Here is a 26,501-nt window from a genome sequence, read left to right on the forward strand (position 1 = left end):
CAAAAATCTAAAATTATCCCACTACCTCAATGGTACTGGCACCTGCGCCCAAAGCTTTGACTTGGATTTGCACAGGAATACGTTCATGCATTTCTTGGATGTGTGAAATCAGCACGACTTTACGTCCTTGGTTTTGCAGTTGATCGAGAGCATTCATGACCATGTGCAGGGACGATGCATCTAAAGTCCCAAAGCCTTCATCAATAAATAGAGATTCGATTTTCATTGAACCTGAGGCCATATTGGCAATGGCAAGAGATAGGGCAAGGGCAGTCAGGAACGACTCACCCCCAGAAAGTGATGCAACGGAGCGGGTTTCTCCATCCATGTCATGATCAATAATGGCCAGACTCAGCGAATGCTCTAAACGCTTTAAGGTATAACGCTGTGAGAGTTGGTTGAGCTGTTGGTTGGCATGCTCCAGTAAAATATCGAGATTATATTGCTGAGCATAATCACGGAATTTTTTGCCAGTGGCATCTCCCATCAGACCTGAAATTTTCCCCCAACGGTGTTCTTCTTGTTGTATCGCTTGAATCTGATCTGCAAATTGTTTTTGTTTTGCGACATTTTGCTGATGCAACTCAAGTTTGAGTTTGAGTTGATCGCGTAGTTCAAGTTGTGTTTGCAGTGCCGCTTCATGCTCCTGCATTTGCTGTTGTAACTGTGCTGGGTCAATCTCAGGTTGATGGCCCAGATGTTCACTCAACTGCTCTTGCATAGTTTTCAATGCAGCATGTGCTTCATTTACTAGGCGTTCTGCATGTTGTAATTTCTGACGAATGTGTTGTTCCTGAGCCGAGCTAATTTGAGCTAGTGCATCTAAATCAGGCTTATGGAAATCAGGGTGCGCATTGAGCCAGTGTTGAAGGGTATTTTCTACTTGGCTGGCACTGGTCTGATTCTGCTGTAACTGGGCTTTGAGCTGTTCTAGCTGATTTTTTTCTTGTTCGAATTGATGGCGCAATTGATCAAAATGTTGTTTCAGCTGTTGATAATGGCTTTGCATCAGCTGGCGATGTTGATCGTGCTGAATGAGCCATTCATTGGCTTTGATGTCAGTTAAGCCTGTCATTTGTTGGATTAATTGATTGGCTATTTCTGTATTTTGCTGTCCTCTTTGTTTGATCTCACTGAGCTGCTTGTTAGTTTCAGCGATGTGCCTACTGGTATTTTCGATATTCAGTTGATTGGTCTTGAACTGTTGTGTGTTTTGTTCGCATTGCTGACGCCATTGTTCCAACTGTTCCAGTTGTTGTGAACGGGTATTTAGACGTATCAAGATTTGCTGAGCGGTTTGGGTGGTCTGCTGTTGCCAAGCTGTTTTTTCAGCTTCAGATAAACACTGCACGATATGCTGAACTTGGTTTTGCAAACCGTTCGCTGTTTGTAGTAAATGTTCAATCTGTTGAATGTTTTGGATGCATTGTTGCTGGATTTTAATATTGTGTTGCAACAACTCAGATTGTTGTTTGAGTTGTTGCAAATCCAACTGATATTGCTGAGCCATTTGCATGAACTGAGTCTTCAATTCTGATGCTGTTAGGGTGAAGTCGAGTGCCATATTTGCTGTTTGACTGTGTGCGATTAACACGTGTTGCAAAGTACTAATTTTTTCAGAAAGTTGCTGAATTAAAGTTTGGCGTTGTTCTATTTCAGTATTCAGTTTAGTCAGCTGCTGCTGCGCTTGTTGCCAGCCATCAAAGCAATTTTGTTCTTTCAGTGTTGCCTGTTGTTCCTGCTGCTGTTGAAGCTCAAACAGGGCCTTGGAGAGCGCAGTATCTTCCACTTTATAAGGATGTGAGGTACTGCCACAGACTAAACAGGGTTCGCCGTCTTGGAGTGCCGAGCGTAAATCTTCGATATTTTCAGCATGCAAAAGTCGCTGCTGTTGCAAAACCTGTTGCAGTTGGATGCGTTCACTTTTGGCAGCCTGAAAGGCTTGTTCTGCTTGTTGGCTATTGTGTTGCACGGCTTTAAGCTGTGTTTTGGCATTGTCGAGTTGTACTTGCTGTTCTGTAGACTCAGCCTGCAAGTCAAAAAACTGCTGAATTTTTTGCTGAATCAGCTCGAATTGACTGAGTTGATTGATTTTTAACTCGCGTTGCTGCTGTGTCTGCTCAACTTTGATTTCAAGCTGTTCGATCGTCCCGAACTGTTGAATAGACTGCTGTAATTGTTGTTTTTCTGATGCTAGCCGATGTTCAGCCTGAGTACGTGGCCCGAGTTGATGTTCAATTTTTTGATATTGATGAATGAACTGTTCTAGCTGTTGAGTATGGGCGCTGAGACCTTTGTCTAGGTTTACAAACTGTTGTGAGCTTTCCAGTTGCTGCTTACACTCGGTTTGCTGTCGCTCAATGTGTTGAATCTGCTCTTCAAGCTTTTGTTGTTGCTGGCTTAGGGGCAGCTTAGACTGCTCTAAAGCCTGCAATTTTTCCTGAACTTTCTTAAACTCAGCCCCAATAAAATCACGTTCTTGAATACATTTACGCACCTCATTTAATGCAGCATGATGGGTACTTTCAAACTGTTGTAGTTTATTGACTGCCATTTCAGCTTGCGTAAATTGGACTTTTTCACTTTCAAATTTAAGTTGTAAATGATCGAACAGTTGTTGCTGTTTTTGAATACGGGGCGTCAGTTGCTGCACCGTTTGCTGTAACTGTTGTTGCTGGAATACCACGGCACGAATTTCTGAAAAGGTCTCCAAACGAGCCAAGTGTTCGCGCTCAGGAGCTAAATCTTGTTGTAACTTGCTTTGCGTATCGAATAGTTGTTGTTTGCTAATGATTTCACTGTCGAGTTTATGTTTGCGTTCAAACCATTGTTGTTGTTTTTCCAGTTGCGACTTTTGAGCTTCAAGCTGTTTATAATCCCTGTCACTCTGCTGTAACTGTGTCGATAATGCTGTGACTTGTTCATCGGTTAACAGTTCAATATGACCCAGTACATTTTCCAGTTCTTTGCGCTGCGTGGCGACGGATTTGGTTTTCTCATAAGCGAGTTGACCAATTTTCCCAAAAATAGCGGAATTGGTCAGATATTCCAACAATTCACCGCGTTCATTGTCCCGTGCTTTTAAAAAAACAGTGACCTCAGATTGGGCCAATAAAACGGCACGAGTAAATTGTTCAAAACTGAGTTGAGTGATGCGTTTAATATTTTCATCGACGGCTTTGGCTTTATCCGCAACCACAACACCATCGGTGACACATTTTAAAGAGCGCTGCACACTTTGCAGTTTTCCGTCTGCTTTTTCCCGTGAACGTTTTAATTCCCAACGCGCGATATAGCGCTTTTGGTCTTGTGCAATAAAGCATAGCTCGGCATAGCCATGTGCAGTGCCACGACGCAGTACGGTCAAGGGGGAGTTGGTAAGTAGCTCTGAGCCATCGACATCTTGAAGTTTGCCATCACTGTCTTTTAGCCGTGGAATACGGTTAAACAGTGCCAAACACATAGCATCTAAAATGGTGGATTTACCTGCGCCTGTTTTCCCCACAATGGCAATCAGGCCGGCACTGGCAAGGGGATCGCTTTCAAAATCAATCAGATGTTCGCCAGAAAGTGAAGCAAGGTTCTTAATTCGAATCGATAAAATATTCATACTAAACCTTTAAGCCTCTTGTTCATCTGCAAGGGATTGTTCTGCTTCACGCATTAAGCTCATGAAATCGTTTAACACTTCTGCATCATTGTGATAACCCTGTTTTTCCCAAATTTGCTGAAACAGTTTTTCTGGTGTAGGTGGCTCTAAACTCACTTTAGTGGGTGCATTGGGGTCTTGCTCAGTCGCTAAATATTGACGTGAAATACGGACTAAACGATAACGGTCTTTGGGTAGAGCCTCTTCGAATTGTTGTCTTAAATTGGGCTGCGGTGGAACAGCAGTATGGTATTCAATATCAACATATTCACGTTGATCAAGGTCTTGGATAGCGCCTTGAGGCAATGCTTGCAGTTTCTCCAATACCTCATTGAGTTCACCGCGTATTTTATGCAGTTGAATACTTCGTGGTATTACTAAAACATTCAATTGAAAACGGGATGAATCGTTTTGTGTGGGATCAAGTATCACTTCAACAACTTGATGTTTATAGTTAATTTCACTAAAAGATAGTGGAATCGGGGAGCCACTATAGCGGATATGCTCTTCACCGACTTTTTGCGGTTTATGCAAATGTCCGAGCGCTACATAGTCAATGATTTCATCAAATAATGCTGTTGAGAGTGCTTCTTCATTACCAATTACAATGGGCCGTTCAGAGTCTGAGGTTTCGCCGCCTTGCATATGTGCATGAGACATTAAAATCAGGGCTTGATCTGCTGTTTTGCGGGCTTTGGCCTCAGCAATCAGTTGTTGATGCAAATAGGCAATCGCATTTTGGCTATTGGTGGTGTGTTCATTAAAGCCTGTAATTTCAGCAGGACGTAAAAAGGGCAGGCTCAGACACCATGCCACAGTATTTTGTTGCTCATCTAAAATTGGCACCAATAAGTGCTCAAGATCGATCTGCTGTTGACTATTTTTATGAATCACTCCCACCGCTTTGGCATTGTATTTGGCCAATAACGGTTCAACTTGTTCAATGCGGTAGCCTGAGTCGTGGTTGCCTGCAATCATCAGGGTTTGCATATGCGGTGCACGTGCATGCGCATCCGCTAAGAACTGATAGAGTTGCTTTTGTGCGGACGATGAAGGGTTGATGACATCGAAAATGTCTCCTGCAATCAAAAGCGCATTTGGCTGTCTTGCACTGATTTGTTCCAGTAACCATGCTAAAAACTGTTCATGTTCATACTGACGGGAATGGTTATAAAAAAACTGTCCCAAATGCCAATCAGATGTATGAAAAAAACGAACAGCCATAGATACCCCAAGCTCAAAGCGCAATAGAGCTATAAGCTAACATAAATCAAAATTATGCGATGGATAATTGTCGCTACGACGACAATCTTTGACCTGATAGTTGAGTGCCTATTTTTAAGTTGAATTGCACAGAAAAACTATTGAGCGATTATGTGAAAAAGAATGTGATGGGTTTATTTGATTAACACCATAGTAAAAAGATAAATTTTGATTAAAAAATGTTCTTTTAATGGGGTATTATGTAATTCTGTGAAATTGTATATCGTGTCGAAGTCGTAAATGAAATGTGAACATCGATCACGGATTCAATTTTGAGACTTTATAAGAATGATTTATGCAGAATGTCTAAAAAATAAGTTATGCCTTGAATAGGACAAGGTATAAGGAGAACATAACTATGTCTGATTCTATTTTCAGTTCGCCCCGTATTGTCAATGATCTGGTGTATAAGACGCTGATTGAATCAACACTTGCTATTCCTTGGAGTATTGATTGGGAAACCAAAAAGTTTAGTTATATTGGCCCACAAATTGAAAAAGTGCTGGGTTGGAAGCAAGATTCGTGGAGAACAGTCGAAGATTGGGCGATGCGAATGCATGAAAATGATCGTGCATGGGTGGTTGATTTTTGTGTGGCACAGTCGATTTCGGGGGTTGATCATGAGGCGGATTATCGCGCACTGACCATCAATGGAGAATATATTTGGATTCGTGATGTGGTGCATGTAGTGCGAAAACCAGATGGGGAAGTCGATAGTTTGGTTGGATTTATGTTCGATATTTCGGAGCGTAAAAAAAAGGAACAAGAATTAGAAATACTGAAAAAACAACTAGAAGAATATTCTTATCAAGACGGTCTGACGGGGATTGCCAACCGCCGCTTCTTTGAAGATAGCTACCAACGTGAATGGCTCAATGCACAGCGTGAACAGCAACCACTGACCATCATGTTATTAGACATCGATTATTTTAAACAATACAACGATCATAATGGTCATCTTCTCGGTGATGCTTGTCTGAAACAAATTGCACAAATACTGAAAAAAAGTGTCTCAAGACCACGTGATTTGGTCGCACGTTTTGGCGGGGAAGAGTTTATTTTGATATTGCCTGATACAACACAAGCGTCTGCAATTGAAGTGGTGGAGCGTATTTTACAGAGTATCCGTACCGCTGATATTTGCCATAGTACATCACCATTGGATCAGCGTTTATCGGTCAGTTTAGGGGTGAAGACCATTATCCCAACGCAAAAAAATGACAAAATGGCCTTTTTAAAAGAGGTCGATCAGAATCTCTATTTGGCCAAAGAGCGGGGACGTAATGGTTATGTCATTCAGGATGCAGAAGACGTCCAGCACTTAAACTCATATTAACTTTTAAGGGCTTCTTCATCTATTGAGGTGGGGGAGCACTGAAAAATCAGTCCTCAAAAAAATAAAGACCGACGATTCGAGTGATGATGAAATCGTCGGTCAAAGAAAACTGCTTCACGCTTAAATGTCGGCTGCTGACAACATTTAAATTTGGAGCCAATCTTATTGCTCTAGGAAAGGTCACCGTACGTATTGTGGATGCCGGTACAATGTTGACGGTTGCTGCGACCTTGTATCCTATTTAACGCACATCAACTTCGATTGGTTGACATGAAAATGAAAAAAAACTGAATTTTTTTTATAATGATTTTTTGGTTGGGTTTAAAGTAGCGCTATGATTTCGCTAACACGATATTTTCTCTGGTTTTTTTTCATATGTTTTGTCTTTAGTTGTGTCTGTGGTGTACTCGCTGCTCTACTTCCGACAGGGATGGGAGCAGTATTAACGGCTGTACCTTATTTGGTGGCCATGATTTGGGTTTTACTTAAATTTATTAAGCAGCAGCGCCGTGCGCCAACCCAAGCAGAGCGGAAGAAATTCACTTTAGGTTTTAGTCTGATTTTTTGGAGCTATAACTTTGCCTTTTTGATGTTGGGGGTATTTATCTTTGCGCAGGGAGATGCTGAAGTTTGGCAAAACTTTATGCTCTACGTCCAACAACCGCAATTTATCAGTATGGTGGTGATTCTGATTTTATTGATCGCGATTCCGCTGTATGTGCTGACCTATTGGTTCTATGGCAAACAAGCGGAGCGTATGGCGGCAAAAATGATCGATCAATCGTAAAGCGCTTGGCTAAATGCTATAGTTTGATCAAAAGCATCATTTGAGATCACGCTATGCAAAAAGAACGTGTATTGGTGACAGGAGCAAGTGGTTTTATTGGTTTAAACTTGCTCGATTATTTATTAGAAAAAGATTATGAAGTGATCGGCTTAAGCCGACAGAAGAATCTGCCTAAAATTCACCCACATTTGACTTGGATTCGAGCTTTAGAAGAACTCAAGCATGATCGGATTGATTATGTGGTGAATTTTGCAGGGGAAAGTATTGCTCAGGGGCGTTGGACAGATGCCCGCAAACAAAAGCTGATCACCAGTCGCGTTGAAATGACGACGATGCTCTATCAATATCTCGCTAAAAGAAAGATTCAACCGAAATGTATTATTTCAGGTTCGGCAGTGGGCTATTACGGTATTGATTCGACTGAACAATGGTCAGAGTGTTGTAATGAGCAGTCAGCGCCGCAGTCTATTTTTATGTCAGAGTTGTGTCAAAAATGGGAACAATCTGCACGGCAAGACACGTCGCAAAATACCAAAATTATTCGTTTAGGCGTGGTCTTTGGACGTGGGGCTGGCATTTTGCCGCAAATGTTGTTTCCGATCAAAATGAACTTATGTGGACGTATTGGTTCGGGGCGGCAACCTGTGGTCTGGGTGCATATTCAAGATGTGCTGCGAGCGATTGAGTTTTTAATGTTGCATGAAACCACTGCACAAGTCTTTAATGTCGTCAGTCCAGAAAAAGTCACCCAGTCAGCATTTGCACAAACTGCAGCGCAAATTCTAAAACGTAGACCTGTACTTTCTTTACCAGCTTTTGTGCTGAAGTTACTTTTAGGCGAGCAGTCTCAATTGGTGTTGAATGGTCAATTTGTTCGCCCCGAAGCATTGAAAGCACAGGGGTTTGAGTTTAAATATCCCACTTTAAAAGAAGCCTTGATCCACATTATTCAACCGCAAAATTTACCCAAGTAGCGTTTGATCAAGCAAAGCTTACCAAACGCTCAGGGCTATAGGCACTGGCGTCAACCGTTAAGCTTTGGCCTAACATCAATTCGCGTAGCAGTCGTGCAGATGCAGGCCCCATACATAGACCATTTCTATAGTGACCGAAGTTTGCCCAGAGATTGGCTATTTCGGGGAATGCTCCGATATAAGGGACGCCCGTTGGCGAACTTGGGCGTAGACCTGCCCAATGTTTCACAATTGGGAAATCGTCCAGTTCAGGCACCATGTCCAAGCATGCTTTATAAATATTTTGCTGGGTTTGTAAAGAAGGGCGTTGGTCAAAACCGACATCCGCCATGCTTGAACCACAAACGATATGACCATCCAAACGTGGAATCAGATACATAACCTGATTCATACACATGGTTGGTAGCCAGTTTTCCGGGGTTTTAAACAGTAACATTTGCCCTTGTACGGGGTTCACTGGAATGCTGCACTGGAGTTGTTCGGACCAATGCTGTGACCATGCGCCTGTTGCAATCACCACATGATCTGCATGGTAGCTCTGACCATCAGCAGTTTTTACCCCTTGAACTTGCTGGTTGAGTATGTCAAAGGTATGCACCCATGCTTGCTCATGAAAGGTGACTTGTGGCTGCCGTTTGAGATATTCCACAATCGACTTGAGCAGTCGCGGATTGCGGACATTGGCCAACTGCGGAAAATGGATAGCTTGTTGAAAGCGCGAAGAAATGCGCGAATTGACCTGTTCCAGTTGTTCGCGTTGCAAACGTTCACAATGCTGCATCGGTTCTTGATGTTGGTCTTTATAATTTAGGCCAATGTCAAAATCAGCTTCATCAAAAATCAGCATGCCTGTTTCATGGATTTCAAAATCAATCCCCGAAACGGGGCTAATTTTTTCATTCCATGCTTGATACATGCTTTTGCCATATTTGGCGAGGTCATTGACACTTTGTGGATAGCGCCATGGGTACATCGGGGAAAGAATCCCTCCACCTGCCCATGAAGCCGCTTGTCCCGCTTGCTGTTGGTCAAAAATCTCAACCGAACAACCATGTTCAATCAGCTCAAGCGCTGTCAGTAAACCACTGATTCCTGCGCCAATGATGGCAATATGCATTGAAATTCAATCCTTTTAAACGCGCTGTTATTTCATGTCTTTTAGTTTCAGTGCCGCTTCTTCTGCAAAATAGGTCCAGATGCCATCTGCACCCGCGCGGCGGCAGCTCATCAGTGATTCAATAATCACGCTGTCCGATAACCAGCCGTTTTGGATGGCCGCTGCGAGCATGGCATATTCGCCACTGACTTGGTAAACGAAAGTCGGCACACCGAAGTTGTCTTTGACTTCACGGACAATGTCCAAATACGGCATACCCGGTTTCACAATCACCATGTCAGCCCCTTCTTGAATATCAAGGGCAATTTCATGTAATGCTTCTGCGCGGTTGCCGACATCCATTTGATAGTTGTATTTGTTGCCACCTTTGAGGTTGCTGGATGAACCGACCGCATCACGGAAAGGGCCATAGAAGCTCGACGCGTATTTTGCCGAATAGGCCATGATTGAGGTGTAGATATGACCATTGGCTTCAAAGGCTTGGCGAATCGCACCGATACGACCATCCATCATGTCACTTGGTGCAAAGACATCTGCTCCAGCTTCAGCGTGGCTTAACCCTTGTTTGATCAGTGCTTCAACGGTTTCGTCATTGAGTACATAACCTGTGTCATCTATGATGCCGTCTTGACCATGCGTGGTATACGGGTCAAGCGCGCCATCGGTAATCAGCACCATTTCAGGTAATTCTTTTTTGAGCAGACGTAGCGTGTTTTGAACCACACCATCTTCACGCCATGCTGCTTCGGCACTTAAGCTTTTATCTTCTTGGGGAGTAACTGGAAATAGCGCCAGTTTCGAGACGCCAAGTTCAAGTAAACGTTCTGCTTTTTTTAAGAGTAAGTCCGCAGATAGGCGTTGAACATTCGGCATACTGGGAATGTCTTGCGTTTGGTTTTGTCCCGGCAGTACAAATACTGGATAGATAAGATGATCTGTCGTTAAATGGGTCTCGCGAACCATAGAGCGCAGATGTTCATTTTTACGAATACGACGCATGCGAGTAGCGGGGAAGGCGGGACGATTGAACGTATAGGTCATACAAATCTCGATAATCGGTATTAAACTAGGTCAGTATTGTAGACCTATCTTATGGCTTTGGGCACATATTGACGGGTTTTTATTGTTTTAAGAGTGAAGCAGATTGTTATGAGTAGTGGTGAAAAAAGCTGGACGGGCAGCATACACTTAGGAGCAAAAGTGGATATAGATGTAGTTTTTGAGCAGTTGGTTAAGGCTTTTAATGCGTCGCCATTTTTTAAGCACAACACCATGACTATGCGAGTCGTTGATGGGCAAATTGAAGCCTATATCGATATGCAAGATTACTTAATTGGCAATGTTGCGTTCCAAATTTTACATGGTGGCGTGGCTGCAACGGTTTTGGACAGTATTGGTGGCATTGTAGCGATGGGGGAGCTGTATAAAAAAGCGGAACCTGACACGATTGCGGACACCATTAAAAAAGTATCCCGTTTAGCTACAGTGGATATGCGAGTTGATTATCTCGCGCCGGGACGTGGAAAATATTTTATTGCCCGTGCTGAAACCCTAAGATTAGGGCGAAAAGGCTGCACCATGCGCATGACTATGGTCAATGATGAAGGCAAATCGATTGCCACAGCGATTGCTTCTTATGCTTATTAGTTTTAAATTAATTAAGTAGTTAATATTCAAATGAAATTTATAGCATCTAATAGGAAGTTGGATGCTGAAAACTAAAATAGACTGAGCAGTTACAATTTATTTTCTCAAAATGTGATTATTTGCTCTTAGAATGCATCAAATTTTATTGTGACTTTCTCATCGACACCAATGCAGACAATACTTGTCTGATGTCCTTTTCGTAGGGATGATGCCGGCTGACCAAGTCTGTTAGATTTAGGAAAAATCAATGACAGATGCCCCAAATACACTGCCAGATACTGATCCAGCCGATCAAATCAATGATCAAGCACTGAAAGCTAAACGTAAGAAAAGCTTAGGTTTCGTAGCTGTGATCCTGATCATTGTTGCCATTTTATTCTTGATTTGGAAACTGTTCTTTAACCATTCGGTTTCAACTGATAATGCTTATGTGGGCGCAGAAACGGCCTCGATTACCTCTATGGTGACAGGCCAAGTTGAAAAAGTGTTGGTCAGTGACACGCAAACTGTAAAGCAAGGCGATGTGTTGGTTTTGGTCGATCATCGTGATGCTGAAATTGCTGTAGCCCAAGCTCAGGCCGAATTACTTAAAGCGCAGCGCCAGTATAAACAAAGTGCGGCCAACAGTAGCTCTCTAAACTCGCAAGTCTTTGTAAGTGATGACGCCATTCATAGTGCTGAAGCACAAGTGGCTAAAGCCAAAGCGGAGTTGGATAAAGCGCAAGATGATTTGAACCGTCGTCAGCAGTTGAGTGCGACAGGCGCGATTTCTAAAGAAGAATTAAGCACAGCACAAGCTGCTTTAAATAATGCACAAGCGGGCTATAACTTGGCGCAAGCGGGTTGGGCGCAGGCTAAATCCAGTCAGAAAGCTGCGCAAAGTAATTTGGCTGCAAATGAAGCTTTAATTCAAGGCAGCAATGAAAATTCGACCCCCGATGTTTTGGTTGCTCAAGCAAAACTGAAACAAGCTTTACTTGATTTAGAACGTACTGAAATTAAAGCACCTTTTAATGGGGTGGTGACAAGTCGAAAAATTCAAGTTGGACAGCGTGTCGCTCCAGGTTCGGTGCTCATGGTGGTGGTGCCAATTTCACAGTTATATGTCGACGCGAACTTTAAAGAAAGCCAGCTTGAAAATGTACGCCCAGGTCAAAAAGCGGTTTTAACCTCAGACTTGTATGGCGACTCAGTTGAGTTCCATGGCACGGTTCTGGGCTTCTCTGGTGGAACAGGTTCTGCCTTCGCGCTGATTCCTGCACAAAATGCCACAGGTAACTGGATTAAAGTGGTACAGCGTTTGCCTGTACGTATTCAACTCGACCCGAAAGAGTTGGCTGAACATCCTTTACGTGTTGGTTTGTCGATGGAAGCTCAAATCGATTTGAAATCGAAGTAGTTGCACATGAATAGCTACGTTCCCTATGGTGACTTAAAGGGTGGTCGCCTGATGTTGGCGGCTTTCGTCCTCGCTTTGGCCAACTTTATGGTCGTGCTGGACATGACCATTGCCAATGTTTCTGTGCCTCATATTACGGGAAGTCTTGCCGTATCGAGTTCGCAAGGAACATGGGTGATTACCTCTTATGCTGTGGCTGAAGCGATATGTGTTCCTTTAACAGGCTGGCTCGCAGGTCGTTTTGGTGGCGTGAGGGTTTTTACCTTAAGTCTGATTGGCTTCACCATATTTTCGGTATTTTGTGGTTTATCGACCAGTTTAGAAATGCTGGTTTTTTGCCGCATCGGCCAAGGTTTATTTGGTGGCCCGATCATGCCGCTCAGTCAGATGTTACTGATGCGGATTTTTCCTCCAGAAAAGCAATCCCAAGCTATGGGCATGTGGGCAATGACGACGGTGGTTGGCCCGATTCTTGGTCCGATTTTAGGAGGAACCATCAGTGACAACATGTCTTGGCATTGGATTTTCTTTATTAATATTCCTGTTGGGATCGCATGTGCTTTTGCAGCGATGCGTCTGCTTAAACCTGCGGAAACCGCAACGGCCAAACTCAAAATTGATCGCGGTGGATTGATCCTCCTGATTTTATGGATTGGAGCATTACAGCTCATGCTCGATTTGGGGCATGAACGTGATTGGTTTAATAGCCCAGCGATCGTGGTACTGGCTTTAACGGCTGCGATTGGCTTGGTGATTTTTACCATTTGGGAGCTGACCGAACGGCATCCAGTGGTGAATATTCAAATCTTTAGATACCGTAGCTTCACGATTTCTGTCTTGGCACTGGCCTTTGGCTTTGGCGCATTTTTCGGCAGTATTGTACTGATTCCGCAGTGGTTACAGATCAATTTGGGCTATACCGCAACTTGGGCCGGTTATTTAACCGCAACCATGGGTTTTGGTAGTTTAGCTATGTCACCTATTGTGGCGAAATTAGCAACCAAATATGACCAACGTGCCCTGGCCAGTTTTGGCTTGAGTATCTTGGGCGGGGTAACCTTGATGCGCTCGTTCTGGACTACCGATGCAGACTTTTTTGCATTGGCATTACCGCAAATCTTGCAGGGCTTTGCTGTGCCATTTTTCTTTATTCCATTATCAAACATGGCACTGTCATCGGTATTGCCGCATGAAATGGCATCTGCCGCAGGTTTAATGAACTTCTTAAGAACTATGGCAGGGGCGATAGGCGCCTCGATTGCTGTCACTATTTGGGACGACCATACTAAAGTTGCACGTAGTGAAATGGTCGGCAGTTTGCATACAGATCAAACTCAGTCGGTGTTGATGCAGCAGGGAATGAGCGCGGAAGGTGCATTAGGCTATATTTCTAGTTTGGTGGATAAAGAAGCGTTGACCTTGTCGGCAAACTATATTTTCCTGATCTTGGCCTTGGTGTTCCTATTTGCAGCATCTATTATTTGGCTCTGTCCTAAACCTAAAATAGGGGCAGGCGGTGGCGGACATGCGCATTAGGGTAGTAAAAAACCGCTTTTAGAAGCGGTTTTTTACTATGTATGTTATGCCGTTTTATGATGTTTTGAGATATCAAAACAATAGCGTTAAATAATCAAAGTTCTGACTTTGCGCGTTTCAAGGCAGATTGCCATTGTTGTAAGTGAAATTCACGTTGATCTGGACTCATTTTCGGTTCAAAAGCACGTTCAAGCTGCCAAGACTGTGCAATTTCATCCAAACTTGAAAATACGCCACACTTTAAGCCAGCCATAGCCGCCGCGCCCCATGCGGTCGACTCCTGCATCTTAGGGCGTAGTACAGGCACGTTTAAAATATCGGCTTGAAACTGCATAAGCATGTCATTTTGACTGGCACCACCATCGACGCGGAGCTCTTTCAGCGGCTGCTGGATATCGGCTTGCATGGCGGTCAGTACATCAGAGACTTGAAAGGCAATGGACTCTAAGGCTGCACGAGCAATATGGGCCTTATTGGTTCCACGCGACATTCCACATAAGAGGGCACGCGCTTCACTGTCCCAATGTGGCGCACCGAGTCCAGTAAATGCCGGAACTAGCATGACGCCATCGGTATCTTGAACTGTACAAGCTAATTTTTCAACATCGCTACTTTTTTGAATAATGCCTAAATTATCTCGTAGCCACTGAACAATCGCACCTGCCATAAATACACTGCCTTCTAGGGCATAAGTGGTTTGATGTTGCGTTTTCCAACCCAGCGTCGAAAGCAGTTTGTTCTTACTGTATTGAACGGTCTCGCCTGTATTGAACAGCATAAAACAACCTGTGCCATAGGTATTTTTGGCAGTCCCAATGTCAAAACAGGACTGTCCAAACAGCGCAGACTGTTGGTCGCCTAATATGCCTGTAATCGGAATATTGGCACCGAGTAAGCCTGCCGCGGTATCGGCGACATAGGTGTCCGAGTTGATGATTTTTGGTAGTAATGCAGACGGAATATTAAATAGATCTAACAGCTCTTCATCCCACTGCTGGGTACTTAAGTTCATGAGCATGGTGCGAGAGGCATTGCTGACTTCGATGACATGTTGAGCACCTTGGGTAAGATTCCAAATCAGCCAACTATCAATCGTGCCAAAGGCCACATGCCCCTGTTCAGCCAGTGTGCGTAGACCATTGACATGCTCGAGTAACCAGACCAATTTTCCTGCACTAAAGTAAGGGTCAATTCGGAGTCCAGTTTTGGATTGAATCTTATCTTTTAGGTTTTGCTGTAGGAGCTGATTGCACCATTCAAATGCACGACGGTCTTGCCAGATAATGGCTGGTGCAAGCGGCTGACCTGTGCGTTTATCCCATACGACAGTCGTTTCTCTTTGGTTAGTAAGACCAATGGCTTTGATGTCTTTGGCTAAAATACGAGCAGAAGCCAGAGCCTGCTGTACAACAGCAATTTGTGAGCTCCAAATCTCTTGGGCATCTTGTTCTACCCAGCCTGATTGGGGGGTATGTATACGTGTTTCGCGTTGCGCCGTTGCCTGAACTTGACCTTGTTCATTGAAAATAATGGCACGACTCGAAGTGGTTCCTTGGTCGAGTGCAAGTAAGTAGCTCATAAATTATTTTATTGTTGGACTTGAAAACCAAAATATTAGCGCAATTATGTAATTAAGCGCATCAATATGTGTGTTTGTTTAGAAAATAGATCGTATTTTCTAGCAACTATGCTATGATTGCCGCTACTTTGGGGGTGTTTCTGGCTTCGACGCTGGTGATGAAACTCATAGATGCATGTCGAGAGCGCATTTTCTCTCGTAAATCAAATTTGCATTTTTTAGTCGCAAACGACGAATCATACGCTCTAGCTGCCTAAGGGCAGCTTGTCCGCCTCTCCGAATACTTGTGGTTAGAGAGTCCGACTGAAGCGCACGCACACAAGTCCGTATAAAACCAAGCCTCGGGGTTTTGTACTAAATTAAGAGGATCGCGATTTGTACCCTGTTCGTCGGGTCACAAAGAGTTAAAACAGTAGACGATATCTAAGCATGTAGTATTCTCGAGCGTAGTGCTGGCGGACGCGGGTTCAACTCCCGCCACCTCCACCAAATACCTAACAAAACATACCCAAATATGTTTTAAATAGTAGATGAAAGGCTTGATTCTAAAGGGATTGAGCCTTTTTTCTTGCCTAAACATAACCAAATATAACTAGCTACAGTGTACATGCACCGTGTACACTGTCTTGTACATTGCAAGATTTATTGAATCCGTTGGTGTACAAGCCATGAAAAGAACAGAAATTAAACGTAGACCGTTATCAGATACCGTACTGGCTAACCTTGAACCCGAATCGAAAGTGTACTGATCTGTGGGCATGAAACACGTATCTTTAAAGTCACCCGTAGTGAATCGGTGATTCAACATATTGTAAATGCAGAACGTTACTTCTGGGACTGTGTTGAAAAGGATATTCCACCTGATGCCGATGCCAGTGAATCCGCAGCCAAAGCATTGCAACTACTATATCCAGCACATGTGCCACTTAGTGTTGAAGATTTAAGTCATGACCCACATGCCAATCAGTTGTTTGATCAGCTCATCAAAATGAAGGCCGATCTTCAAGATCAGCAAGAACACTTTGATCAACTGAAACATCAAATCCAAATGCTAATGAAAGACAACGAACGTGCGGTGTTTAGCAGAGGTTCGGTGGTCTGGAAAAAAGCAAAAGCTACGATCAGTCTCAATACCAAAACATTGATCGAACATCAACCTGAGCTAATACAGCAATATCCACTGCACAAGCAGGGCAGTCGTCGATTCAATATCTTTACTGATGCTGAATCTTGATCTAAGCGCCTGCATAAAAAAATCGGCAAAGCAGCCCCTTCGCCCCTCCTTCAAAGAAGAAAGGGCATTGGACAGCTTTGCCAGATCGATTGACCGATGCACAACAGATTCTCCTGTAGTCATTGCTTGATGTGTCTTGCTTGACGCTATCAAAGAATGACGTAAGAGCAGGTGCTTCAATACATTCGGCTGATCAGTATAAAAATGAATAGAAGGAATATCCCCATGATTAAAGGTTTAGTGATTACACCGCCGGTACTCGGACGAATCAGTATCGGAAAAATTGTAGAAAAGAACGGCAAGCGCCTCCCTGAAAAGGATGACCAATTCACCATCACCAGCCAAATCCAGAACAAGGAGGGTTGGGTGAAACATCCTTTAGATGAGCAACTTCGAGTCAAAGCCCCTAGTCAAAAACTCAGAACCATTCCAGTACGGATGATCTTTAATGATCCCGAACTGAACTTACGTGCGGAATACAGTTTATTTGATCGGCAGACGGGGCGACCTGTTTGCATGGGTAATGGTGAAACCTGTCAACGCTTAACCAATCAAGGCGTAGAGCAACATCCATGTCCATCCCCTGATTTATGCGCTTTGGCACAAGGGGGCTTATGCAAGCCCTATGGTCGTCTGTATGTGAATTTGGATGAGTCGGATGAGTTTGGCAGTTTTGTATTTAGGACCACAGGCTTTAACAGTATTCGGACTTTGTCAGCACGACTCCGTTATTACCATGCTGCATCGAATGGCTTGCTGTCATGCCTGCCGTTGCAATTGACCCTTCGAGGCAAATCCACGACACAAAGCTATCGTACCCCTGTGTACTACGTGGACTTAACCCTACGTGAGGGGATTCATTTACAAGAGGCGATTCAAACAGCCAAGGAGATTGATCAGAAAAGTAAATTGGCTGGATTCAATCAGAATGCTTTAGATCATATGGCTTTACAGGGTTATGGGAATTCGCAGTTTGAGGTGGATAGTGAGGATGGCATGAATGTCGTTGAGGAGTTTTATCAAGGAGAGGATGGCCAGCCAACAGATGAGAACAGAGTGTTTAATATCCAGCAGGGATTGCAAGGATCAGTCACGGCGTTGAATTGAACTGGGTAAAACCTTACAGGAATCCCGTATCTCATGAGCGAGTTGCTCGTCACCATGAGATAGGAGTACATATCATGAATGCATTTGTTGGCCAAACTTTTCAAATAAATCAGCTGATCAATATACATCAAGTAGTAGAAATAGTAGGTGTAGCACGTTCGACAGTTTATGCAATGATGGATGAATATTCACCGTATTATGATCCAACTTTTCCAAAGAAAGTAAAGATCACCCAAAACCGTATCGGCTGGTCAGCTTTTGAGATCCATCAATGGATTGAAAGTAAGTTGGCGAGTCGTGAATAATTGGGGAGCTACTGCTCCCTTATTTTTTCATTCAGGAATGACGATACATTCCTTGAAAATTTGAACTAATCCGTCTAAGTGTCCATAGAACCCTTCAACATTAGCTTGAATCCAACGTTCCTGAGATTCTATTTGAGACCAATCAACACCATAACCACAATAGGCGAGAAGATGTTCAAAGAAAATGCGCTGAGTGCGTCCATTACCTTCGCGGAAGGGATGAATGACATTAAGTTCACAATAAAAATCGGCAAGCTGCATAATAAGCTTTTGCTTTTCAATATGTTGAAAATAGTTTTGAGATTGAAGTTGTTTAAAAAGCTTATTAGCTTCAACTTCAATACGACTAAAAGTACAAAAGCGTGTATCACCTTTTGAAATATCAACTTGCCTAAGTTCACCAGCCCATTCATAAAGGTCTGAAAATAAGGAGTAGTGTATGTTTTTTAGGTATTGGAGATCGTAAGGTGGTTCAGTATATTCAATGTGTAAACTGGCATATTCAGATAGCTCTAATTCGGCCTGCTCCAAAATTTTTTCATCTTGGATATGTAATTTGTTTTTGAGAATACTAGAATTTGGATAACAGTAAAGACTGTCTCCCATTTCACCATATTTATCCATCAAATCACCAAATTATGATTCTGAAAGCTTTTTATACTTTTGTAGGATTTGGTTTTTGCTTAAAGTTGAAGTAGTTGTTGAAGGAGAAAGACCTTCAAGTTTTAGGCTAGCCCGATAATTCTGTAAGCGTGTTGCTTGAATATATTTTTTTTTCTGTTCAATTGTCTTAAGCACGTTGAGGCTCCTTAAGTCCAAAAATTTTAATCAGTATATCAGATTTGACTTATATCAAATGGCGGCAGTCAAAAAATAAAAATGTTGTTGTGGTTAAATTTAATTGCGACAGTTTATGTCTTTATCCAACCAATTTTGCTGAAAAAACTTTAATTTTCGGTAAACTAGTCATGTTTTATTCATTTCATCGGACTCCTATAACAATGACCCACGTACAACTGCAACAATTACAAAAACAACTTTGGAATATTGCCAATACTTTGCGTGGCACCATGGGCGCCGATGAATTCCGTGATTACATTCTGGGCTTTATTTTCTTTAAATATTTATCAGAAAAATCGGTGAACTTTGCCAATGAATTACTGGATGGCGAAGAGGTCAGCTTTCTTGAGCTGGATGAAAACAATCCTGAGCATGTGCCTTATATCGAAGAAATTAAAAAGAATGCCATTGCCGAAGTGGGTTATGCGCTTACACCAAAACAGCTATTCCATACCTTAGCCGAGCGTGGTCGTCAGGGCGAATTCATTCTAGATGATTTAACTGCGACCTTAAAATCAATTGAACAAAGCACTTTAGGCACCGACTCTGCCGATGACTTTGCCAATCTGTTTGAAGATTTGGATCTAAACTCGACCAAGCTTGGCAATAATGCCAGCGACCGTAATGCACTGGTGGCGAAAGTCCTGAGCCATTTAGATGATATTGATTTTGATATTTCCAATACCGAAGCCGATGTACTGGGAGATGCTTACGAATACCTGATTGGTGAGTTTGCCTCAGGCGCGGGCAAAAAAGCGGGGGAATTCTATACCCCGCAAACGGTATCGACTTTACTGGCGAAGATTGTCACCCAAGGCAAAGACCGTTTACGTTCAGTCTATGACCCGACCTGCGGTTCAGGTTCGTTGTTGCTACGGGTAAAACGTGAAGTTAAAGATGTCGATATGATTTACGGTCAGGAAATGAACCGTACCACCTACAACTTGGCACGTATGAACATGATTCTGCATGATGTGCATTTTGCCAAGTTCGACATCAAGCAGGAAAACACCTTAACCCGTCCGCAGCATCTGGATAAAAAGTTTGATGCAGTGGTGGCCAATCCACCATTTTCAGCTAACTGGTCAGCCGATCCGTTATTCCTACAGGATGAACGCTTTGCTGCTTATGGCAAGCTGGCGCCAAGTTCCAAAGCGGATATGGCCTTTGTACAGCACATGCTTTATCAACTGGATGAACATGGCACCATGGCGGTGGTGTTACCGCATGGCGTTTTGTTCCGTGGTTCGAGTGAGGGCGTGATTCGTCAGTATTTGATTGAGCAGATGAACGTGGTGGATGCGATTATTGGTCTACCCGCCAATATTTTCTATGGTACGTCTATTCCGACCTGTATTTTGGTGTTGAAGAAAAACCGTGAGCAGAGCGGCAATATTCTGTTTATTGATGCCAGCAATGATTTTGAAAAGCAGAAGAATCAAAACAAGTTATTGCCTGAGCATTTGGATAAGATTGTTGCGGCATTTGAAAACCGTCAGGATATTGAAAAATACGCGCATGTCGCGACCTTGCAGCAAATCAAGGACAATGATTACAACCTGAATATTCCGCGTTATGTCGATACCTTTGAAGCCGAAGCAGAAATTGCCCTAGATGCAATTGCCCAGCAGCTGCAAGATTTGGAACAAAATAGTCAAAAGACCGATGCTGTGATTGCAGATTTTTGCAAAGAGCTTGGTATTGTTTCACCGTTTGTGGAGGTGAAGTAATGGCTACGCCGAAGTTAAGATTTAAAGAGTTTGATGGGGGTTGGACTTCTAAAAAGTTAAAAGATTTAACTGATGTTTTAAGGTGTGGGGTTGCTAGCACACCTAAATATGTTACTGAAGGTGGTTATCCTTTTTTATCCGCCCAAAATGTCTCACGAGATGGTGAGATGAACTATTCCAAAGTTAATAATATCTCTGACGATTTTTATAAGAGAATTAGTAAAACAAAGTTGGTAAAGGGGGATATTTTATACAGTCGTGTTGGGGCATCATATGGTGTAGCTGCTATTTTTGATAAGGAAGAGGAATATGGTGTCTATGTAAGTCTCACTCATATTCGTGCTAATCAAAATTTAGATAATATCTTTTTAAAACATTTTTTAAATTCCCCTAAAGCTAGAATTCAAGCTGAACAAGGGGTTTTTCAAGGTGGTGGCGTTCAGAATTTAAATGTTGGCGTTGTTGAAGAATTTAATTTAGCGTTTCCATCTAAGATAGAACAAACCAAAATCGCATCTTTTCTTTCTACCGTGGATGAAAAGATTAGCCAACTCACACAAAAATATCAGCTACTTAGCCAATATAAACAAGGCATGATGCAAAATTTGTTTAGCCAGCAAATTCGTTTTAAAGCAGATGATGGAAGTGAGTTTGGGGAGTGGAAGGATAAACCTCTAAATGAAATTGCTTCAAAAAGATCGGGCAAAAATAAAGATGGAAGTATTTCTGAGGTTTTAACAAACTCTGCTACTCAGGGAATTATTAAACAAAGTGATTACTTTGAAAGAGAAATAGTTACTAAATCAAATTTAAACGGTTATTACATCGTAAATTTAGATGACTTTGTATATAACCCTCGAATATCTGTTCATGCACCTGTTGGACCAATCAAACGAAATAAAAAGTGTTTAGGTGTAATGTCGCCTCTTTATACCGTCTTTACAGTCATACAAGGGAATCTAAAATATTTAGAGTATTTCTTTGATAGTAATTTTTGGCATGATTACGTCAAAGGTGTGGCAAATTCAGGCGCTAGACATGATCGAATGAATATTACAAATAAAGATTTTTTCGACATGCCTATTTTATATCCTTGCTTAGAAGAACAAACCAAAATCGCAAATTTTCTCTCTGCCATTGACCAAAAAATTGAAGTGGTTGCACAGCAAATTGAACAGGCCAAAACTTGGAAAAAAGGCTTGTTACAGCAGATGTTTGTTTAAAGGATTTTCCCATCTCCTTTTAAGAGATGAGAAACATCGTTTCGTAAGGGGTAAGGTTGAAAAATAGAATGGCAAATTGGTTAATAAGCGTTAAATACGAAGAATTTGATTTAGAAAGTGCGTATGAAGAATTACCTGTCATTTATTGGAGTAATCACGCAGAAAATCAAAATGCAGGTTTTCAATTAGGGGATCATGTTTATATCTATGTCACTCAACCTGTTTCAAAGGTGATGTATCAATTTAAAGTGCTTGATCAATCAGGTAATAACTATCCAATTGAACAGCGCAAATATTGGAAAATGAAAGAGGAAATTGAGTCATATACAGGGAATTTTTCAGTTTTTCAGAAAGTCAGCAAATTGGATAAAACGTCATTGACTCGCGATTATTTTATTCAAAGCGGGTTATTGCCTAAAACGGATACACTCCAAGCAAGAAGAACAGACCGCAAAAAAGCGCTCAATCACCCGATTAAATTACTATTGGATTTTATTGCTGATCAATTTCAGAGAGATCGTATTGAATACGATTATCCAGATGAAGCAGGTTTAGAAAATGAAACCTTTCCTGAAGGAGCTAAGCAAACGGTTTTAGTGAATAAATATGAGCGTAACCCTGAAGCAAGGGCTAAATGTATAGAAATTCATGGAACACGTTGTTATGTCTGTGGCTTAAGCTTTGAACATATGTATGGCTCATTTGCTAAAGATTTCATCCACGTACATCATCTTAAGCCTTTGCACACGATTGGCGAAGAGTATGAAGTAGATCCTAAAGAAGATCTAAGACCAGTCTGTCCTAACTGTCATGCCATGCTCCATAAAACCGAAAATGGTATTCCAATGACAATTAAGAGATTAAAACTTTTATATAGCGTTTCTTTGAGGAATCCGCTTAGACAAACATTTGAAGAATAAATAATTCGAGATTTTTAATGCAGCTTTATCAAACCCAAGAACAGTCATTAGTAGAACTTACAGAAGATCCTTTTCGTTTGGAAAGAGAAATTCAAAGCCTGTTTGAAAACAATCTTTACAGTTTTACAGGTCTGGAATTCATCAAGTCTGAATTCACCATTAAAAACAACCGTATTGATACACTGGCTTTCGATCCCGAAAGTCAGGCCTTCGTAATTATCGAATACAAGCGTGAACGCAATTATAGCGTGATTGACCAAGGTGTTTCTTATCTGAATCTGATGCTCGACTATAAGGCAGATTTTATCGTTGAGTACAATGAGAGCCAGAGCAAACAGCTTAAACGTCAGGATGTGGATTGGTCCCAGAGCCGAATCATCTTTGTTTCACCGAGCTTTACTGACTTTCAAAAGCAGTCTACTAATTTTAAAGACTTCAGCATTGAGCTGTGGGAAATCAAACGCTATCAGGGTGGAATTATTTCAGTCAATCCATTGCAGAAAACCAAATCAGCCCCTTCAATTAAGCAAGTGCAAAAGATGGGGTCTGAAGACATTAAAAAAATTGCTAAAGAAATCCAGACATATGATGAAGCTTATCACTTGGCGGATAAGTCTGATGACATTAAAGAGCTATATGAGCAATTCAGGGATTCGATTTTAAATCTAGCACCTGACATAGAAATGAATATTCGAAAAAACTATATTGCCTTTAAATGTAAGAATTCCAATCTTTTATATGTGCATTTTTTGAAAGATTTCATACGTTTTGATATTAGTGAGCAAAGAAAGAAATTAATCGATGATCCTAGAAATTTTTTTAAGGATGTGGTTGATGGAAATTATTTTGCTGTGAAAGTTAAAGATAGTGAAAATTTAGAATATATCTTGAGTTTAATTAAACAGACATTGAAGTGAATAATTTAAGATTTTAGAGGGAAAGGAAATGACAGTACAAAGCGAATATCAACTTGAAAATGAACTGATCGGCCAACTGCAACAATTAGGTTATGCCTCAGTCACGCTCAAGGATGAAAGCCAACTACTGTCTAACCTCAAAACCCAAGTCGAACGTGCCAATGGACTTGCGCCCCTGTCAGAAACGGAATGGAAACAGGTCATCAGTTTTTTGAACACGGGCACAGTGTTTGAACGCGCCAAGAATCTGCGTGATCTATTTCCAGTCAAATTTGATGATGGTACCAGTAAACACCTTTTTTTCCTGTCCGATGACCCAAGCAAAAATATCTATCAGGTCACCAACCAGATCACCATTGATCACCGTGACTATAATGGCAGAACCAGCCGTTTTGATGTCACACTCTTGGTTAATGGTTTGCCTTTGGTACAAATTGAACTGAAAAAACGCGGCATGGAAATTGCCGAAGCTTTTAATCAAACCCAACGCTATATTCGTGAAGCCTATTGGGCAGGGCAAGGGCTATTTGGTTTTATTCAGCTCTTTATTATCAGTAACGGCGCAAATACTCGCTATTACTCAAACGGTACAACAGGCATCGAATTTGCCTTTCCATGGGCAGATGTTACCAATAAACACATCAATGAAATTGTCGACTTTGCCGAAGCATTTTTAAATCATCAGCATCTGACCCAAATGCTGACCCAGTACATGGTGCTGCTAGAAACCACCAAAAGCCTGATGGTGCTGCGTCCCTATCAGATTTATGCGGTACAGAAAATTGTGGAGCATGTGCAAAACTCCGATCAGAACGGCTATATCTGGCATACTACAGGTTCAGGTAAAACCCTGACTTCATTTAAAGCCAGTCAGATCATCATGAATATGCCCGATGTTGAAAAGGTTTTATTTGTGGTGGATCGTAATGATCTCGATACGCAAACATCTAGAGAGTTCAATGCTTTTAAAGCTGAGAGTGTGGATAGCACAGACAGCACGCATACTTTGGTCAAACAACTCGATCAACGCCACGACAAGCTTATCGTCACCACTATTCAAAAGTTAAATCGTGCGATTAGCACAGACCGCTATTTAGAACACATCAATTATTTAAAAGACAAAAAAGTGGTGTTCATCTTTGATGAATGTCACCGTAGCCAATTTGGTGATACCCATCAGAACATCAAAAAATTCTTCAGCAATGCGCAGATGTTTGGATTCACGGGAACACCGATCTTTGAGGAAAACAGCCAATCCAAAGCAGGTTTGAAACTGACCACGGATTACCTGTTCAATCAGTGCTTACATCAATACGTGATTGTCGATGCGATACGTGACCGCAATGTATTGCAGTTCCAAATTGATTACCGTGGCAAATATACCGCTAAAGGGATGCAGAACAATCTTGATTGTGATGATGATGTTGAGGGGATTGACACCCAAGAGCTATACGACAATCCGCAACGACTGGAAATGATTGCACGTTATATCGTTGAGACACATGACACCAAAACCAAGAGTCGTGAATTCACGGCGATGTTCTGTGTTAGTTCAGTCGATACCTTGACCCAGTACTACGATTTGTTTGAGAAAGTCCAAGCTGAAAAGCAACAACAGGATGAAGCCCAAGGTCGGCTGTTTAAGCCACTGACCATTGCTACAATTTTCTCCTACGGCGCTAATGAAGCAGTCGATACTGTAGATCAGAATGGTTTGATTCATGAAGAATCTACAGACACCCCAACACAAATTAACCAGTCTAGCCGCGACAAACTAGAACGTTACATTGCTAATTATAATGCCCAGTTTGGTACTAACTACAATTCTGGTGACGGCTTCTATGCCTACTATCGAGATATTGCAGATCGAGTCAAGAAAAAGCAGATTGATATTCTATTAGTGGTTAATATGTTCCTGACGGGCTTTGATTCAAAGCCCCTAAATACGCTGTATGTGGACAAGAACCTTAAATACCATGGTCTGATTCAGGCTTTCTCACGTACCAATCGTGTGTACAATGACAAAAAGCCTTTCGGAAACATCATTAGCTTCCGCAATCTGAAACGTGCTACGGATGAAGCCTTGGCCCTGTTTTCTAATAAGGAAGCAAGAAAGACAGTACTGGTACCGAGCTTTGAAGAAATTCAACAGGATTATGCGGATGCAGTCGAAAAATTACTGAACATTACCCCCGACTATCAAGCCGTGGATGATTTGCTGACTGAAGATCAGCAACTGGAATTCATCAAGGCATTCCGCGAGGTCATGCGTTACAACGCACAACTGCAAACTTTTGTGGAATATGACCAAGATCAGACTGTTTTAGATAAACAACACTTTGCTAATTTCGCTTCGAAATATGCAGATCTATGTCGAGCAACTCGTAAAGCCACTAAAAAAGAAAAAGTCTCGGTGCTGGATGATGTCGATTTCCAATTGGATTTACTGCACAGTGACCGTATTAATGTGGGTTATATCCTGACATTGTTACAAATGGCGGTGAATGCTGAAACAGATGAGCAGCGTAAGAAATACGAAGCTCAAGTACATGATCTGATTGGCAGTGATATTAGCTTGCATAACAAACAAGACTTGATCCAAAAATTCATCGAAGAAAATATGCCGAAAATGATCAATGGACAGAGTGTACAAACAGCCTTTGCTCAGTTCTGGGATGCAGAGAAGCAACAGGCTTATCAACATTTCTGTGAGAAAGAAAACCTAAAACCTGAAGTGTTGAAACAGGTCTTGGATAATTACGAGTTCAATCAACGCTTGCCACGTAAAGAAGAAATGAAAGAGTTGCCTAACTTCAAAGTGAAGCTGTTTGAGCGAGACAATGTGCTAACCAATTTAATGGTAAAAACAAGACAGTTGATTGAGAAGTTTTATGTGGGACTTTAATAGAGGTAATAATTGGGTCAAAGCAATTATAAA

The 26,501-nt window shown here is 42.0% G+C and carries 19 protein-coding genes, 1 other RNA gene and 4 pseudogenes; 17 read left to right on the plus strand and 7 right to left on the minus strand.

Going from position 1 to position 26,501, the window contains the following annotated elements; all coding sequences use genetic code 11:
• Window positions 1-13 precede the first annotated feature (13 nt).
• Both AC4CUX_RS11225 and AC4CUX_RS11230 read right to left on the minus strand, forming a co-directional pair.
• Window positions 14-3,610, minus strand: a complete 3,597-nt coding sequence (locus tag AC4CUX_RS11225; protein ID WP_201950203.1) for an AAA family ATPase — start codon at window positions 3,608-3,610, stop codon at window positions 14-16.
• Between the two features lie 9 nt (window positions 3,611-3,619).
• The gene (locus tag AC4CUX_RS11230; protein WP_201950206.1) at window positions 3,620-4,873 is read right to left on the minus strand and encodes an exonuclease SbcCD subunit D; all 1,254 of its coding nucleotides are present in this window, start codon (window positions 4,871-4,873) and stop codon (window positions 3,620-3,622) included.
• A 397-nt stretch (window positions 4,874-5,270) separates the two neighbouring features.
• On the opposite strand from AC4CUX_RS11230, the gene AC4CUX_RS11235 reads away from it, so the two are divergent.
• The 3 genes from AC4CUX_RS11235 (at window position 5,271) to AC4CUX_RS11245 (ending at window position 8,009) form a co-directional block, all read left to right on the plus strand.
• Window positions 5,271-6,248, plus strand: coding sequence for a GGDEF domain-containing protein (locus AC4CUX_RS11235; protein ID WP_201950208.1), 978 nt, complete (start codon window positions 5,271-5,273; stop codon window positions 6,246-6,248).
• Between the two features lie 334 nt (window positions 6,249-6,582).
• Window positions 6,583-7,035 carry an ABZJ_00895 family protein gene (locus AC4CUX_RS11240; protein WP_201950209.1) on the plus strand — a complete coding sequence of 151 codons (453 nt, stop codon included), beginning with the start codon at window positions 6,583-6,585 and terminating at the stop codon, window positions 7,033-7,035.
• A gap of 53 nt (window positions 7,036-7,088) precedes the next feature.
• On the plus strand, window positions 7,089-8,009 hold the full coding sequence (locus AC4CUX_RS11245) for a TIGR01777 family oxidoreductase (protein WP_490792395.1): 921 nt from the start codon (window positions 7,089-7,091) through the stop codon (window positions 8,007-8,009).
• Window positions 8,010-8,016: 7 nt separating this feature from the next.
• Here the strand turns inward: AC4CUX_RS11245 and thiO are convergent, their stop codons facing one another.
• Entirely contained in the window at window positions 8,017-9,126 is a 1,110-nt protein-coding gene (gene thiO, locus AC4CUX_RS11250) for a glycine oxidase ThiO (RefSeq protein ID WP_490792396.1), read from the minus strand.
• Window positions 9,127-9,153: 27 nt separating this feature from the next.
• Complete coding sequence (hemB, locus tag AC4CUX_RS11255; RefSeq protein ID WP_126035513.1) at window positions 9,154-10,167, minus strand: porphobilinogen synthase; 1,014 nt, start codon at window positions 10,165-10,167, stop codon at window positions 9,154-9,156.
• A 108-nt stretch (window positions 10,168-10,275) separates the two neighbouring features.
• On the opposite strand from hemB, the gene AC4CUX_RS11260 reads away from it, so the two are divergent.
• The 3 genes from AC4CUX_RS11260 to AC4CUX_RS11270 all read left to right on the plus strand — a co-directional run bounded on the left by AC4CUX_RS11260 (window position 10,276) and on the right by AC4CUX_RS11270 (window position 13,708).
• Window positions 10,276-10,773: a thioesterase family protein gene (locus AC4CUX_RS11260; protein WP_004694841.1), complete on the plus strand. Its 498-nt coding sequence runs from the start codon at window positions 10,276-10,278 to the stop codon at window positions 10,771-10,773.
• A 247-nt stretch (window positions 10,774-11,020) separates the two neighbouring features.
• Window positions 11,021-12,172: an EmrA/EmrK family multidrug efflux transporter periplasmic adaptor subunit gene (locus AC4CUX_RS11265; RefSeq protein WP_490792397.1), complete on the plus strand. Its 1,152-nt coding sequence runs from the start codon at window positions 11,021-11,023 to the stop codon at window positions 12,170-12,172.
• A gap of 6 nt (window positions 12,173-12,178) precedes the next feature.
• Window positions 12,179-13,708, plus strand: a complete 1,530-nt coding sequence (locus AC4CUX_RS11270; protein ID WP_490792398.1) for a DHA2 family efflux MFS transporter permease subunit — start codon at window positions 12,179-12,181, stop codon at window positions 13,706-13,708.
• Between the two features lie 94 nt (window positions 13,709-13,802).
• Here the strand turns inward: AC4CUX_RS11270 and glpK are convergent, their stop codons facing one another.
• Window positions 13,803-15,287, minus strand: coding sequence for a glycerol kinase GlpK (gene glpK, locus AC4CUX_RS11275; RefSeq protein ID WP_201950235.1), 1,485 nt, complete (start codon window positions 15,285-15,287; stop codon window positions 13,803-13,805).
• Between the two features lie 130 nt (window positions 15,288-15,417).
• Here glpK and ssrA point away from each other — a divergent pair.
• From ssrA to AC4CUX_RS11300, 5 genes and pseudogenes are all read left to right on the plus strand, one after another.
• Window positions 15,418-15,776: a transfer-messenger RNA gene (gene ssrA, locus AC4CUX_RS11280) on the plus strand.
• Between the two features lie 179 nt (window positions 15,777-15,955).
• Window positions 15,956-16,033: pseudogene (locus AC4CUX_RS11285) on the plus strand (Arm DNA-binding domain-containing protein); the annotation flags it as partial.
• Window positions 16,030-16,521: pseudogene (locus AC4CUX_RS11290) on the plus strand (YqaJ viral recombinase family nuclease); the annotation flags it as partial. The pseudogenes AC4CUX_RS11285 and AC4CUX_RS11290, both read left to right, overlap by 4 nt.
• Window positions 16,522-16,746: 225 nt before the next feature.
• The gene (locus AC4CUX_RS11295) at window positions 16,747-17,628 is read left to right on the plus strand and encodes a recombination directionality factor (RefSeq protein ID WP_287167016.1); all 882 of its coding nucleotides are present in this window, start codon (window positions 16,747-16,749) and stop codon (window positions 17,626-17,628) included.
• Window positions 17,629-17,702: 74 nt separating this feature from the next.
• On the plus strand, window positions 17,703-17,933 hold the full coding sequence (locus AC4CUX_RS11300; protein ID WP_004694829.1) for a helix-turn-helix transcriptional regulator: 231 nt from the start codon (window positions 17,703-17,705) through the stop codon (window positions 17,931-17,933).
• Window positions 17,934-17,960: 27 nt separating this feature from the next.
• On the opposite strand, the gene AC4CUX_RS11305 is transcribed toward AC4CUX_RS11300, so the two are convergent.
• Window positions 17,961-18,557 (minus strand): putative adenosine monophosphate-protein transferase Fic, encoded by a 597-nt coding sequence (locus AC4CUX_RS11305; RefSeq protein ID WP_004694827.1) that lies wholly within the window; start codon window positions 18,555-18,557, stop codon window positions 17,961-17,963.
• Window positions 18,558-18,569: 12 nt separating this feature from the next.
• Window positions 18,570-18,731: a YhfG family protein gene (locus AC4CUX_RS11310; protein ID WP_126037373.1), complete on the minus strand. Its 162-nt coding sequence runs from the start codon at window positions 18,729-18,731 to the stop codon at window positions 18,570-18,572.
• A 203-nt stretch (window positions 18,732-18,934) separates the two neighbouring features.
• Between AC4CUX_RS11310 and AC4CUX_RS11315 the strand changes: the two genes are divergently transcribed.
• The 6 genes and pseudogenes from AC4CUX_RS11315 to AC4CUX_RS11340 all read left to right on the plus strand — a co-directional run bounded on the left by AC4CUX_RS11315 (window position 18,935) and on the right by AC4CUX_RS11340 (window position 26,468).
• Window positions 18,935-20,503: a type I restriction-modification system subunit M gene (locus AC4CUX_RS11315; RefSeq protein WP_490792399.1), complete on the plus strand. Its 1,569-nt coding sequence runs from the start codon at window positions 18,935-18,937 to the stop codon at window positions 20,501-20,503.
• A pseudogene (locus AC4CUX_RS11320) lies at window positions 20,503-21,012 on the plus strand (restriction endonuclease subunit S); the annotation flags it as partial. The gene AC4CUX_RS11315 and the pseudogene AC4CUX_RS11320, both read left to right, overlap by 1 nt.
• A pseudogene (locus AC4CUX_RS11325) lies at window positions 20,992-21,726 on the plus strand (restriction endonuclease subunit S); the annotation flags it as partial. The pseudogenes AC4CUX_RS11320 and AC4CUX_RS11325, both read left to right, overlap by 21 nt.
• A 68-nt stretch (window positions 21,727-21,794) precedes the next feature.
• The gene (locus AC4CUX_RS11330; protein WP_490792400.1) at window positions 21,795-22,646 is read left to right on the plus strand and encodes an HNH endonuclease; all 852 of its coding nucleotides are present in this window, start codon (window positions 21,795-21,797) and stop codon (window positions 22,644-22,646) included.
• Between the two features lie 17 nt (window positions 22,647-22,663).
• A complete protein-coding gene (locus AC4CUX_RS11335) occupies window positions 22,664-23,563 on the plus strand; it encodes a DUF5655 domain-containing protein (protein WP_490792401.1) in 900 nt (299 codons plus the stop codon).
• Window positions 23,564-23,591: 28 nt separating this feature from the next.
• Window positions 23,592-26,468 carry a type I restriction endonuclease subunit R gene (locus tag AC4CUX_RS11340; protein WP_490792402.1) on the plus strand — a complete coding sequence of 959 codons (2,877 nt, stop codon included), beginning with the start codon at window positions 23,592-23,594 and terminating at the stop codon, window positions 26,466-26,468.
• Window positions 26,469-26,501 lie beyond the last annotated feature (33 nt).

The sequence above is a fragment of the Acinetobacter sp. 231_lipA genome (assembly GCF_058243005.1).